Annotated in this window: 10 protein-coding genes; 6 read left to right on the forward strand and 4 right to left on the reverse strand. The window is 40.7% G+C overall.

Annotation, left to right across the window (positions count from 1 at the left end; genetic code table 11):
* Positions 1–10: 10 nt before the first annotated feature.
* Positions 11–454 carry a hypothetical protein gene (locus tag ACFSY7_RS00205; RefSeq protein ID WP_380146402.1) on the forward strand — a complete coding sequence of 148 codons (444 nt, stop codon included), beginning with the start codon at positions 11–13 and terminating at the stop codon, positions 452–454.
* A gap of 153 nt (positions 455–607) precedes the next feature.
* Here ACFSY7_RS00205 and ACFSY7_RS00210 read toward each other — a convergent pair whose 3' ends face one another.
* Positions 608–1,408, reverse strand: a complete 801-nt coding sequence (locus ACFSY7_RS00210; protein WP_380146403.1) for a TIGR00266 family protein — start codon at positions 1,406–1,408, stop codon at positions 608–610.
* Positions 1,409–1,551: 143 nt separating this feature from the next.
* Between ACFSY7_RS00210 and ACFSY7_RS00215 the strand changes: the two genes are divergently transcribed.
* Positions 1,552–3,027 (forward strand): aldehyde dehydrogenase family protein, encoded by a 1,476-nt coding sequence (locus ACFSY7_RS00215; protein ID WP_020188990.1) that lies wholly within the window; start codon positions 1,552–1,554, stop codon positions 3,025–3,027.
* A 148-nt stretch (positions 3,028–3,175) separates the two neighbouring features.
* Here the strand turns inward: ACFSY7_RS00215 and ACFSY7_RS00220 are convergent, their stop codons facing one another.
* The gene (locus tag ACFSY7_RS00220) at positions 3,176–4,525 is read right to left on the reverse strand and encodes a polysaccharide deacetylase family protein (protein ID WP_380146404.1); all 1,350 of its coding nucleotides are present in this window, start codon (positions 4,523–4,525) and stop codon (positions 3,176–3,178) included.
* A 95-nt stretch (positions 4,526–4,620) separates the two neighbouring features.
* Positions 4,621–6,624 carry a sensor domain-containing protein gene (locus tag ACFSY7_RS00225; RefSeq protein ID WP_380146406.1) on the reverse strand — a complete coding sequence of 668 codons (2,004 nt, stop codon included), beginning with the start codon at positions 6,622–6,624 and terminating at the stop codon, positions 4,621–4,623.
* A gap of 200 nt (positions 6,625–6,824) precedes the next feature.
* Here ACFSY7_RS00225 and ACFSY7_RS00230 point away from each other — a divergent pair, with 200 nt between their 5' ends.
* The 3 genes from ACFSY7_RS00230 to ACFSY7_RS00240 all read left to right on the forward strand — a co-directional run bounded on the left by ACFSY7_RS00230 (position 6,825) and on the right by ACFSY7_RS00240 (position 11,349).
* Positions 6,825–7,745, forward strand: coding sequence for a DMT family transporter (locus tag ACFSY7_RS00230; RefSeq protein ID WP_380146407.1), 921 nt, complete (start codon positions 6,825–6,827; stop codon positions 7,743–7,745).
* 90 nt (positions 7,746–7,835) lie between these two features.
* Positions 7,836–9,551, forward strand: a complete 1,716-nt coding sequence (locus tag ACFSY7_RS00235; RefSeq protein WP_380146408.1) for an ABC transporter ATP-binding protein — start codon at positions 7,836–7,838, stop codon at positions 9,549–9,551.
* Positions 9,544–11,349: an ABC transporter ATP-binding protein gene (locus tag ACFSY7_RS00240; RefSeq protein ID WP_380146409.1), complete on the forward strand. Its 1,806-nt coding sequence runs from the start codon at positions 9,544–9,546 to the stop codon at positions 11,347–11,349. The genes ACFSY7_RS00235 and ACFSY7_RS00240 overlap by 8 nt, the downstream gene beginning before the upstream one ends.
* A 170-nt stretch (positions 11,350–11,519) precedes the next feature.
* On the opposite strand, the gene ACFSY7_RS00245 is transcribed toward ACFSY7_RS00240, so the two are convergent.
* Positions 11,520–12,584, reverse strand: coding sequence for an acyltransferase family protein (locus ACFSY7_RS00245; protein ID WP_380146410.1), 1,065 nt, complete (start codon positions 12,582–12,584; stop codon positions 11,520–11,522).
* Positions 12,585–12,702: 118 nt separating this feature from the next.
* Here ACFSY7_RS00245 and ACFSY7_RS00250 point away from each other — a divergent pair, with 118 nt between their 5' ends.
* Complete coding sequence (locus ACFSY7_RS00250) at positions 12,703–13,575, forward strand: GNAT family N-acetyltransferase (protein WP_380146411.1); 873 nt, start codon at positions 12,703–12,705, stop codon at positions 13,573–13,575.
* Positions 13,576–13,658: the final 83 nt, after the last annotated feature.

A 13,658-nucleotide genomic window follows, 5' to 3' on the forward strand; every position in this document is an offset into this window, starting at 1 on the left:
AGGAAGAAGCATGGTTTTAGCAAAAGGGATTACAGGTTTTTGTAAGGAATGTGATGTAACGACAATTGAAGAGAACGACTACAAAGAATTCCGTACGGCATGCTATGATGCAGCGCTACATCCAGAAGTGACACTTGTGAATATCGTCGAATGTGATTATCCATTTACATATCATAAAGCGTTATTTGATATTAATGATGAGCGTATGATTGTGCTTTTAAATAGCTACTATCCATTAGTGGGCTTTGCAAAAGATGATGATCCACTTGATTTTTGTGATATTCCAGAACAACTAACAGCACTTAGTGAGTATTACACACTACTAGATGAGGATACGCTGTTGACATACCCGACAGGTAAAGAACTACAAGCATTAGACGGGGAAGAATTGGTGGCAATTGAGCACTGGAAACCGCGTAATCTAGGCGAAATTATTTTTAATACGTGGGATTAGGCCATAAAAAAGAAGTGGCTTATGTATAAAAACAATCGCTCCTATGAGCATAAGAAAAACCGGAATCGCACTAGGCGCGTTTCCGGTTTTTCGTTGCGAACACTAAAAAGGAAAAATGACGTGTTTTGTTCCAGTCACTTCTTTTTGTTGTAGTTATTTATTAAATAAATCAAATAGACCGCCGATGCCTCCTTCACCACTTGATTGACCGCCACCGCCTTGTGATACAGGTGCAGAGGCGAATACACGACTTGCTAAACGGCTAAATGGCATTGATTGAATCCAGACAGAGCCGGGTCCTTGTAACGTCGCAAGGAATAAACCTTCGCCACCAAATAACGATGTTTTGACACCGCCTGCACGCTCGATATCGTAATTTACGCGGTCCGTCATCGCGACTAAGCAACCTGTATCAATACGTAGACGCTCGCCTGGGCGCAGGTCTTTACGGATAATAGTACCGCCCGCATGAACGAATGCTAGGCCATCACCTTCTAGCTTTTGCATAATAAAGCCCTCACCACCGAAGAAGCCCGCACCTAATTTACGCTGGAACTCAACGCCAACCGACACGCCACGTGCTGCCGCGAGAAAGGCATCCTTTTGACAAATGATTTTACCATTATATTGGCTTAAATCCATTGGAATAATACGACCAGGATAAGGCGCTGCGAATGAGACATGTTGCTTACCATGACCTTGGTTTGTGAATGTAGTAATAAATAGGCTTTCACCAGTAATTAGTCGTTTACCAGCGCCCATTAATTTGCCCATAAAGCCACCAGCACGACTTGCTTGTGAGCCATCCCCAAAAATCGTTTCCATTTGGATGCCATCTTCCATCATCATCATTGCACCTGCTTCGGCAATAGCCGTTTCACCTGGATCTAGCTCAATTTCAACAAATTGCATATCATCGCCGTGGATTTTAAAATCGATTTCATCATTCTTCATATGTGTTCCTCCCGTAAATGCTATTTCATTTATATACGCATTGTGACCGGAAAAGTTTCAAATATAAAAAATCCATCGTTAGATACTTCAAAAAAACTGTATTTTCTGTTAATTTTAAAAAAAGACATTTGGGAGGATTGTGTATGAAATTAGCGCATTATATTGATGGGGCATTTTACATCAATGAAGAGGAAAAATATTTAGACGTTCTAAATCCTGCAACAAGTGACACAATTGCAGAAGTACCGATGGCCACGCTACATACACTAGACTTTGCCATACGCACAGCAGAGCAGGCTCAAAAAGTGTGGGGACAAGTACCAGCGCCAAAACGGGCAGATTATTTACTCGATATTGGTTATAAATTAAAGGAAAAAAAGGAGCAGCTCGCACGTATTTTGACCGAGGAGATGGGAAAGGTCATTGAAGAGGCACGTGGTGAAATTCAAGAAGGCATTGATATGGCCTTTTATATGGCAGGGGAAGGACGCCGTTTACTTGGTGAGACGACACCATCTGAACTGACAGATAAATTTGCGATGAGCGTGCGCACACCAGTTGGCGTCGTAGGATTAATTACACCATGGAATTTCCCGATTGGCGTGCCCTTATTAAAGGCATTCCCTGCGATTGTTAGTGGTAATGCGGTCATTTGGAAGCCGGCCTCTGAAACACCGATGATTGCCTATGAGATGGCGAAAATCTTTGATGAGGTTGGCTTACCAAAAGGTGTTGTGAATATTGTCTTTGGCTCAGGCGGAGACATTGGAACAGAGCTTGTACAAAATCCTCATATTAATGTCATTTCCTTTACGGGCTCTACATCGACGGGACGTAAAGTGGCAGAGCTTGGTGGCTATCATTTGAAAAAAGTGTCACTTGAATTAGGCGGCAAAAATGCAGTTATTGTCATGGATGATGCGGATCTTGATTTAGCAGTAGAAGGCATTGTGTGGAGTGCATTCGGTACGGCTGGTCAGCGCTGTACGGCATGTAGCCGTGTCATTGTGCATGAAGCGGTTGCCGAGCAGCTAGAGCAAAAGCTCATTACAGAAATCGAGAAATTAACAATTGGCAATGGGCTAGATGAGGCGAATAAAGTAGGACCGGTTATTAATATGGAAGCCCTCTATAAAATTCATAGCTATGTTGAGCTTGCGCAGCTAGATGGTGCGAAATTATTAACAGGAGGCCATATTTTAGAGGGTGATGATTTTGATTTGGGCTGCTACTATGCACCAACATTATTTAATCAAGTACGCCCGGATTCTCGTCTAGCACAGGAAGAAATTTTTGGACCAGTCATCGGCTTAATTCAAGTAGCGAATTTAGAAGAGGCAGTCGCCGTTAATAACAGTGTGACATACGGCTTGTCGAGCTCGATTTATACACAGGATGTCAATACGGTATTTCGTGCACAGCGTGATTTAGATACAGGAATCGTCTATGTGAATGCCGGTACGACGGGAGCAGAAGTCCATTTACCGTTTGGCGGCACGAAGGGGACAGGGAATGGTCATCGTGATTCAGGGGCGAGTGCGCTTGAGTTATATACAGAGCTGAAAAGTGTTTATATCGATTTTAGTGGACGATTACAGCGCGCTCAAATTGATTGCTAGTTAGAAAAAAGAGGCTTGAGACAAAACATATCATTTTCTTTTTTAAGACTTCGCAACGAAAAACCGGAACCGCGTCACAGCGCGGTTCCGGTTTTTCGTTGCTTATAGGAGCGACTTTACACGTATGTCAAAGCCGCTTTTTTATTATTTAAGGCTGTGCCTTACCTTCTAGCTGAGAGATGGTCACACATGTATAGCCCTTGCTTTCCAAGTACGTCAAGATACTATCTAATGCATTAGCAGTTGTTGGGTGGATGTCATGCATCAAGATGATGGCACCAGGATATAGATGCTGCTGAACTGCTTGTAGGGTAGAAGCGGCATTACGCGTTTTCCAGTCGAGTGTATCAACGCCCCATAAAACAGTTGGCTGTGATAATTGCTGCTCAAGCCCATGATTACGTGCACCATACGGCGGACGAATCGTTAACGGCTCAATGCCAGTTGCTTTTTTAATTAATGTATTCGAATGCTCAATATTTTTAAGTGCATTTGCGGCCGTCATTTTCGATAAGTTTTCATGTCCATAGGAATGATTGCCAATTTCATGACCACCCGCTACAACTGCCTTCGCAGTATCAGGAGCTTCACTTACAGATTTTCCAAGCATATAAAACGTCGCTTTTGCACGATGTTTTTTAAGTGTCTTTAAAATACGCGGTGTCACATTTTTATTCGGACCATCATCAAATGTAAGTGCCACATATTTTTTACCATGTGTATTTAATGAAAAGACCGGTACATCGTATTTTTGATTTAGACGATCTAATGGAATCGTCACAGATGTTAATTTGTCTGTGAAAGTATGTGGTTGATAATAAATTTTTAAATTGTTGCCATCTAATGAGAAATCGTTGAATTTTGACCAGCTTGGCTCGGTTAATTTATCGATTTTTTTTGCTGAAATCGCTAAGTTTTTATTTTTCTGCTGTAACTTGATACGCACTTCCTTTGACATACGGTTAAGACGGACATCTGTGCTAATGATATCTTGAATCGACACCAATTTTTTCGTATGGCGATCATATGTAAAGGTTTGCGCTGTTGTGATAACAGTACGGTCTTTTTGAAGCTCTTTTTGTTTTATGATAAAGCTTACCTTTTTATTAGACGTTGTCGTATTAACTGATAGGACTAATTTCTTAGCGTCTGATTTTGTGAATGCATCACGTTTTTTGTAAACCTTTTTCTGAATTGCATCGTCTACTTTTTCAACCCCTGTTAAAGGATACATTAGTGTATAGTTCTCCGCACGAGAAACTTCCTTATTGTATAAAATTCCTTTAACTGGGGATTTAAGAGATGTAACGACGACCTTGTTAACTTCTTGTTTTTTTGGTTTTGTGGGCTCTTCGCTAATTTTTTGTACAGCACCAGCGAGATTTTGCCCTGTTTGATTACTATTTAATAGGACAAAGAAACAACCTACTAAAACAATAAGTACGATAAGTAGAGCTAAATTAACTTTCCCTAATTTAGTCTTTGGAAACCATTGCACACTGAACCCTCCTGTAGCTTTTGTACCTTAATTGTACACTATCAAAAATAAAAAACCACAATTAGCCGAAATTAGCTAAAAGTGGTTTTTTTTTATTAAAACAATGGTTCAATTGTTGCGACTTCAGATGGGCGGCCAATATGATATCCTTGGGCCGCATTACATCCATATTCGCTAAGTAATTCCAATTGCTCTTTATTTTCAACGCCCTCTGCAACAACGCGCATATTTAAAGAATGGCCAAATTGAATCATACCATGAATCAATTTTTGTGTTTTCTTTTGATATGTCAGTGTTGAAATGAACGTTTGGTCAATTTTAAATTCTTCAAGTGGTAGAAGCTGCATATAACGGAATGATGCATAACCTGTACCAAAGTCATCGAGTACAAAGCGAATGCCATCTGCTTGTAGTTGTTTCATTTGTGTAATGATAGATGATTCTGCTTCAGCTTCTAATGCGAATTTTTCGGTAATTTCAATTTGTAAAAGAGAAGCAGGGCAGTTTGTGCGCTCTAGCACTTCACGAATTAATTTCACCATATTTTTATCTCGGAACTCACGAACAGATGAGTTGATGCTGACGCGAATCGTGTGTCCGCTGTTTTTCCATGCAACGGCTTGCTCACATGATTTTTCAAGCATAAATGTACCGATGTCATTAATCAGACCCGTTTCCTCTGCAATTGGGATTAAAACATCTGGCGGGATAATACCAAGTTCAGAATCTTCCCAGCGTACAAGGGCCTCAACAGCTTCGATTTTATTTGATTCTAAGTTTAATTGTGGTTGGTATAATACTTTTAAATCCTTTTGATCGAGCGCAATCATTAAGCGTTTTTCAATCATTGCACGCTTGCTAAGTGCTTTATGGTCATCAATTGAAAGGCTAGCGATGGTGCTACCGCCCTCTGTATGAATTTTATCAATAATTGCATGAGATGCTTTTAATAGGTGGTTAAATGTTTGTTGGTCCTCTGGATATTTTGAAATACCCCCACAAATTGTTAGCGGCAGTGCCATGCCATCAATATAAATTGGATGTTGTTTTAAGTACGCTAGGAAGCCTTGGATGAACCATTCGCCAAGCGGTGTTAAAACAGCAAAATCATTAATTGTGATACGGGCCATTACACTATCTTGGAAGTACATTTTCATACGATTTGTAAATTCTTGTAGTAGGATGCTTTCCATTTCTTCATTGTATAACTCTTTTAATGAATAGAATTTATCGATGCTCAAGTAAACGAATGTAAAATGTTGTTTTTGATCAATCATTTCATTGACGATTTGCTCTAAGCGGTAACGATTCATTAAGCCGGTTTCTTGGTCTACATAGGCAATTTTTTCTAAACGCTGTTGTAGTAATTTTTTCTCTGTGATATCTTTTGCTAACACAAGATAATAATCAGGTGTTTTGCCAGAAGTAGTGACAGGGATAGCAATTAGCTCAACCCAATAAGATGTGCCGTCTTTCGTCATTTTTTCTACTTCACCCTGCCAAATCTTGCCGCTATGAATGACATTCCAAATTTCATTTACTTGTTCTGTACCCACATCTGTTTGAGGGAACATTTGCCACAATGTTTTACCTAAAATACGTTTTGGCGTCCATTTACTATATTTTAAGTAAAGTGGGTTGGCAAAGTTAATGAGACCTTCATGGTCAAGAGAGAGAACCATAAATGATTCTTCTAAGCCTGAGCGAAGGCAGCTAAGTTCTGCTACAGCACTTTCTTCTGATGAAAAAGCATTAAGGAAACGAACCATAATAATGCGTTCGTCTCTAATTGTTAATGCTTTTGCAAAAAGAGACATTTGCAGCATTTCTGAATCTTTTGTTAATAATGTGAAATTATTTAGCGTAAGTTCTTTGTGTGAGCGTAAAATAGTAGTAAATTGTTCTTCCGCCTTGTCTTGTTCATCATTAAAAATTGGTGGAAATTTACCTAATACCTCATCTGTACTGTATCCAAATACATTTTCACAATAGGTATTCCATGAAATAATATTTCCTTCATGGTCCAATGTCATCATAGGACTGTGAATGTGATTTAGTATCGGATTAGCATATTGAGAAATATTCTCGACTTCATTCATGTACGCAACGACTCCTTGAAAGTACTTTAATAAGTTCTATTATAAAGAAAAATGAGTTGTAAGTCATTACTAATGAATAGATAATTGGCAATAATCTTTACAAGATAGGGGAAAAAGGGTGAGAATAGAAGGATATTTAAAATTTAAAATAGGATTATTGTCTTTTGTAAAAATAAAAATTAAGGGGTAAAAAGTATTGTATGAATAAACATCTAAAAGGTATTTTGATGGTCTTAATTGGCTCTATGTTATGGGGCGCTACAGGACCAATGATGGAGTGGATTTTACATGAAGGAGCAATAAATGCGTCCTTCATGCTAACAATCCGACTATTACTTGCTGGAATTGCGCTATTATTATTCATTAAGTGGCGTGGTCAAAATGTGACAGCGATTTGGAAAAATAAATATTGGGCTACGTCATTGGTATTATTTAGCTTAATTGGTATGTTAGGCGTACAATATACATTTGTAGCAACCATTAATAGTAGTAATGCAGTGTTTGCAACATTATTACAATTTTTAGCGCCAATTTTTATTATTTTATATGTGTCTTTTGCTAATAAAATGCTACCACCCATTTATCAGGTTTTAGGCATTATCGGGACACTTGTTGGCTTGTTTTTACTACTAACAAATGGGCAGTTAAATGAATTACTCGTAAGTAACAGTGCTTTAATTTGGGGTGTGGCACTTGGCTTCGCTTTCGCATTTTATACGGTGTACCCGGTAAAAATCATGAATGAATGGGGCGTTATGCAAGTGGTTGCGTGGTCGATGATTGTCGGCGGTAGTGTTCTTGGGATTATTTCAGGATTTTGGCAATGGGAGCAGTGGGCAGTGCTCATGCAGCCTCAAATTTTACTAATGATGCTCGGCGTTATTTTCTTTGGTACGATTGCTTTTGTGCTATTTCTCGGAAGCATGACGTATATTACACCTGTTGAAACGAGCGTGTTATCAAGTATGGAGCCGCTAACCGCAACAGCTGTATCGATTGTATGGCTTGGGCGTACGCTTGAGCTTTATCAATTTGTAGGCGTCGTTTTCATGTTATTATTTGTGACATGGTTATCAATAGAAGGAGACCGACAATCACGGAAAAATGCGTTAGAGAAGTAATGATTTACAGGCTTATGGTCAACTTGATGGCGGAGCCTGTTTTTTTGTGAGAAAATACGATTATCGAAATAAATAGAAAGGAAGATTGCGATGAAAAAAATTTTAGCGTATATGGGGCCGTATAAATGGCCAGCAATCATCGCACTCGCGTTCATGCTTGTTGAACTAGCTGTGGAGCTTATTCAACCACTTATCATTGGTAAAATTGTCGATGAAGGCATTATGAAAGGTGACATGACCTATGTAGTGACGTGGGGAAGCATTATGATGGGGCTTGGGTTACTCGCGTTTGCGGCTGGGATTACGAATTCCTTTTTCTCAGCACATGCCGCACAGAGCTTTGCCTATGATTTGCGTATTGCGTTATTTAAAAAAGTGCAGTCACTATCGATGCCTAATTTTTTGAAATTTCCAACATCAGCACTGATTACACGTCTAACAAATGATGTTACGCAAGTGCAGCAGGTATTCTTTATGAGCATGCGCTTTATGCTTCGCGCGCCACTTGTTGTTATTGGCAGTTTGATTTTAGTATTTTTCGTAAATGTGGAGTTAGCGCTTTATCTCGTTGCACCCGTACCATTTTTATTATTATTTTTATGGTATATGGTCAAAAAGGGCGGTCAGAGCTTTGAGCGTGTACAGCGCACGATTGACCGCGTCAATCGCGTCATTCAAGAGAATTTACAAGCAACACGTTTGATTAAAGCGTATATGCGTGGCCTGTACGAATCTTCTCGTTTCGTCAAAATCGCGCAAAAGTTACGTGATAACACGTCGCGTGCACTTCAATTAATGGAGATTGTACAGCCGATTTTACTCGTTGTGATGAATGCGGCGCTACTTATTATTATTTGGTTTGGTGCGGAGCAGATCCAAGCTCGCTCGATGCCAGTCGGGGACCTAGTGGCTGTTATCAACTATGCACTACGCATTACCGGCAACTTTAGTATGTTTTCATTTATTATCGTATTATTTGCACGTGCAAAAGCATCGGCTGATCGTATGGAGGAGGTACTTGCTATTGAACAGGCAACCACTGCGACAACACTTAATCCGACAAAGGAAAATGATGCTGAGGTAACCTTTGAACGTGTAAATTTTTCGTATGTAGAAGGAAAAGAAATTTTAAAAGATATCGATTTTACATTGCGTCCACGCGAGCAAATTGCGATTATGGGGGCGACAGGTTCAGGGAAAAGTACATTGCTACAGCTAATTCCTAGATTATATGATGCAACGGCGGGACAAGTGACGATTGAGGGCGTTCCAATTGCACAGTGGCCAGTAGCAGCATTACGTGAAAAGATTGGCTTCGTACCACAGCGCTCGCTACTTTTTACTGGAACAATTTTTGATAATATCGTGTGGGGCAAAAAGGATGCAACGCCTGAGGAAGTTGAGGAAGCGTGTAAGAAGGCCCAAATTCATGATGCGATTATGGCATTTGACGACGGTTATCAAACACGTGTTGGTCAAAAAGGTGTCAATCTGTCAGGTGGTCAAAAGCAGCGCATTGCGATTGCGCGTGCGCTTATTCGAAAGCCTGCGATTTTACTGTTTGACGATAGTATGAGTGCACTTGATATCCAAACGGAGGAAAAACTCTGGGCTGCGCTTCAGAAGGAGCAGGCGACGATGATTGTCGTAACCCAAAAGGTACATACAGCCCAAGCAACAGACCGCGTTTTCTTAATGGATGACGGAAAGATTGTGGCATCGGGTACGCATGATGAGCTTTCGAAGACATCTCCTTTGTATGCGGCAATTATTGAATCACAACAGGAGGCGAGCGCGCATGTTTAAACCATTTGGCTACGAGCCCATTTTGACGAAGGACATGCTTCAAAAAAAGAAAAAACAGCGCGATAAAGCGTCTAATATGGGCGCTACTTTAAAACGTATTTGGCATTATGTAGATGAACAGCGCGCGTTATTGCTCATTGTATTATTAATGGTAGTCCTTAGCTCAGGGCTACAATTACTAGGCCCGTTTTTAATTGGGCGCTTAATTGATGCGCATATTATTGCGCGTGAGCTTAGTGGTATGGCGACCATTATTGCGGTTATTGCGATTAGCTACATCGTATTGTCTATTACGTTGTTCTTACAAAATTATTGGATGATTGGCATTGCACAGCAAACTGTCTACCGCATGCGTACGGAGCTCTTTAATCAATTTCAAAAGTTACCGATTTCCTTTTTTGATCGTAAGCAGCACGGGGAATTAATGAGCCGCATGACGAATGATATGGACAATGTCAGCTCGACCTTAAATAGTACATTCATTCAAGTGTTTTCAAGTGTCCTAGTGCTGACGGGGACGGTTGTTGTGATGCTGACGTTGAGTCCGCTACTGACGCTCATTACAATGATTATTATTCCGGTGATGTTTATTGCGACGCGCTGGATTACACGTCGTACAGGGCCACTTTTTAAAGGCCAACAGCAGCGTCTTGGTACTTTAAATGGTATGGTCGAGGAGTCAATTTCAGGTCAACTAATTGTCAAAGCCTATTCACAGGAGGAGCGTATGATTGAGGACTTCACTGGGAAGGCGGATGAGCTACGGCATGTTGGCTATTGGGCGAATGTATACTCTGGTGGGATTCCAAAGGTCATGAACTTTTTAAATAATGCGAGCTTCGCGCTTGTTGCAGGTGCCGGTGGGATTTTAGCAGTCAACGGGCATTTATCCGTCGGTACGATTGTTATCTTTACCGAATATGCGCGGCAGTTTACACGTCCACTAAATGATTTAGCGAACCAATTTAACAATGTATTATCTGCGATTGCAGGGGCGGAGCGTGTTTTTGAGATTCTCGATGAAGAAGTCGAAAAAGAGCCGCATGCAAAACCTTTAAAAAAACGCTTGGCAGGACATATCAAATTTGATGATGTGACGTTTCGTTATGATGTGGCAACAGAGAAGCCAACACTTTCGAACATTAGCTTTGATATTCCAGCGGGGAAAACAGCTGCGCTAGTAGGTGCGACAGGCGCTGGGAAAACGACGATTATGCAGCTGATTGCACGATTTTACGATGTAGATGACGGGGAGCTGACAATCGATGGGCGCGCGATTGAGACGATTAGTAGAACGGATTTGCGCGCACAGATGGCCTTTGTGTTACAGGATCCATTTTTATTTGAAGGAACGATTCGAGATAATATTCGCTATGGTCGCTTAGATGCAAGTGATGCAGCAATTGAGCAGGCAGCAAAACAGGCGAATGCACATCAATTTATTGAAAAATTAGAGGGCGGCTATGATCATGTACTAACCGAGGATGGTGGCGACATTAGTCAGGGGCAAAAGCAATTATTGTCGATTGCACGAGCACTCGTGGCAGACCCGGCAATTCTACTTCTCGATGAGGCGACGAGTAGCATTGATACGGTGACCGAAATGGCGATTCAAGAAGCACTCGATCGTCTCATGAAAGGGCGTACGAGCATTGTCATTGCACACCGTTTAAATACCGTGAAAAATGCCGATTTCATTTTCGTTTTAGAGCATGGCAAGCTACTCGAAGGGGGCCCACGCGAGGAATTATTCGCATCCAAAGGGCGCTATTACGATATGGTCATGCAAGGGAAATAGTTCAGAAAAAAAGAAGAGGCTGGGACATACGTATAAAAACAACCGTTCATATGAGCATAAGAAAAACCGGAACTGCGCTGTAGCGCGGTTCCGGTTTTTCGTTGCGAACGCTAAAAAAAGAAAATGACGTGTTTTGTCCCAGCCACTTCTTTTCGTTATAAAACGATAGCTTACACAATAAACAATCGTTTCTTAAAATAGGCTGGTCGATCCGCGCGCAAATTCCCTGTGAAGAACGACGCATATGGTATAAAGCGCATGAAAAGCCATGATATAAGAATCGACGGAATAAAGCTCACGAGCGTATAGCCAACGATGCCATAATCGAAAAAGTTATTAAAAATTTTATCAAATGAAATATGGGCATACATAATAATGAGTGAATGCCGCTCAACGACCTCTAGTACACGCAGGCGAATAAATTTCGTAATAAACTGGAATGTACCAAGTAGTACGATAATGCAGGCGATTGGAATAACGATATCAAGCACAGGATGATTGTAGTGAATAAATTTCATACTAACATGATAATCAAGCGCCCCAATCCAGACAGCGCGCATTGCCCATAGTACGATGCCAAGACTGATTACATAAAGAGCGAGTGGAATGTGCTTTAGTAAATCGCGTGCATAGTAACCAATCGCAAAATAAACAATCGCCATAAGGGCCACATCTAGATTCCACGGCACAAAAATGGCTTGCGAAGCGGCATCTGCTGCGCCGCCTACTATATCAATGACGTAGTGGCTTTCTAGCTGTGCGAGTATGTAGAAGCTAATCAGTACAGTGATTTGCAGCCATCGTTTTAAATAATGGGTCATGAGCATAAAGAGCACATAAACTGTTACAAGTGTTGTGATAAACCAAATAACAGCGTAGCAACCACGTGCAAAGCGTCCACCAATTACGATAGAATAGAAATCATTGAGATAGTAATCCAACGAATCATTTCCGGTTGCGAATGCTAAAATATAGCGTAAAATCGTAATAAGTGACACGAAAAATACGTAAGGAATCATCAATTGCAACATGCGTTTTTTAATCGACTTGCCAATTGCTTGATTTTTTGAAACGGGACGGAAAAACAAGCCGCTCAGTAAAAAGAATGCGGGCATGTGAAACCAATAAATATACGTTAAAATGGGATGGTCCATTTCACCAGGGTAATGGCCGATAACCACGAGAATCATTAAAAATCCTTTGATGGCATCGACCCAAGTTAAACGTTGTGTCATGTATTTGCCTCCAAACCTTATATATTTTATACCCGTGATGTATTTTAGAAAAGTATTTATTTTGATAACAAAAGATTACAAAACAATTTCAAAAACATAATAGAAGGTGGTTCTAACTATGCAGCTTTTCGCAATGAAAGCCTCTTATCCGTTAGATGAACAAACAAAACAAGAAGTAACTGAATTATTAACACGTGCAACAGCACAGGACGACGTAGATTATAGCGTGTTAATGCACGCACCATTTTGGCAAGCAGCCGAGCAACGTGGCTTTTTTGTCTTAGTCTATGATGATGACAAAGATTTATTAATCGGCGCATTAAGTGCGCTTGATTTATTCGGCTTAAATTCGTATGAATGGGCAGCAGTTGTTGACCCAGCATATCGTCGTATAGGTATTGGAGCAGAGCTTGTAGCAGGCTTTAAGCACGGACTATCTGAACGTGAATCAACAGGTGAAATGGCAACAACGTATCCAAGTGAAGCAGCGGAAGGATTCTTAAAAAGTGTGGGCTATGAATACAATTCATCAGAGGCAACACTGAGCACGAAAGCAGCCGAGCAGGCACTTGTCTTCCCAGAGGATGACGATATTCGCCCATATGAGCAAGGGGATTATTTAGCACTTCAACATATGATGGAAGCAGGATTTGGTGACCTAGCTGAAGAAACCGAACAGCTTGTCGCGCAAACAGAAAAAAATGATCATATGCAGCTTGCGATGTATATTGAAGACGGCGTAGCAGTTGGGACGATTTCAACAACTGTACGTGACCACGAGCTATGGGTGACAGCCTTCACTGTAGAGCCAGGCTATCGCCGCTCAGGTATCGGTACGAATTTATTAAAATGGGCACAAAATGAAGCTGTGAAAAATAATCAAACCGAAGTATTATTAGATGTTGAAACAGATAACGACGAAGCACTGAATTTATATAAAAAAGCAGGCTTTCACGTAAAAGGGCAAGTTGATTACTACGTTGTAAAATAACATTAAAAAGAGGCTTTGACATACGTATAAAAACAATCGTTCATATGAGCATAAGAAAAGCCGGAATCGCGCTGTAGCGCGGT

Source organism: Kurthia populi (genome assembly GCF_042686175.1).
Classification (GTDB): Bacteria; Bacillota; Bacilli; order Bacillales_A; family Planococcaceae; genus Kurthia; species Kurthia populi.

Excerpts from the sequence above, each read along its gene's own strand:
- ACFSY7_RS00205 (WP_380146402.1), top strand. The coding sequence starts at position 11 with ATGGTTTTAGCAAAAGGGATTACAGGTTTTTGTAAGGAATGTGATGTA.
- ACFSY7_RS00240 (WP_380146409.1), top strand. The coding sequence starts at position 9,544 with ATGTTTAAACCATTTGGCTACGAGCCCATTTTGACGAAGGACATGCTT.
- ACFSY7_RS00245 (WP_380146410.1), bottom strand. The coding sequence starts at position 12,584 with ATGACACAACGTTTAACTTGGGTCGATGCCATCAAAGGATTTTTAATG.
- ACFSY7_RS00215 (WP_020188990.1), top strand. The coding sequence starts at position 1,552 with ATGAAATTAGCGCATTATATTGATGGGGCATTTTACATCAATGAAGAG.
- ACFSY7_RS00230 (WP_380146407.1), top strand. The coding sequence starts at position 6,825 with ATGAATAAACATCTAAAAGGTATTTTGATGGTCTTAATTGGCTCTATG.
- ACFSY7_RS00250 (WP_380146411.1), top strand. The coding sequence starts at position 12,703 with ATGCAGCTTTTCGCAATGAAAGCCTCTTATCCGTTAGATGAACAAACA.
- ACFSY7_RS00210 (WP_380146403.1), bottom strand. The coding sequence starts at position 1,408 with ATGAAGAATGATGAAATCGATTTTAAAATCCACGGCGATGATATGCAA.
- ACFSY7_RS00235 (WP_380146408.1), top strand. The coding sequence starts at position 7,836 with ATGAAAAAAATTTTAGCGTATATGGGGCCGTATAAATGGCCAGCAATC.
- ACFSY7_RS00225 (WP_380146406.1), bottom strand. The coding sequence starts at position 6,624 with ATGAATGAAGTCGAGAATATTTCTCAATATGCTAATCCGATACTAAAT.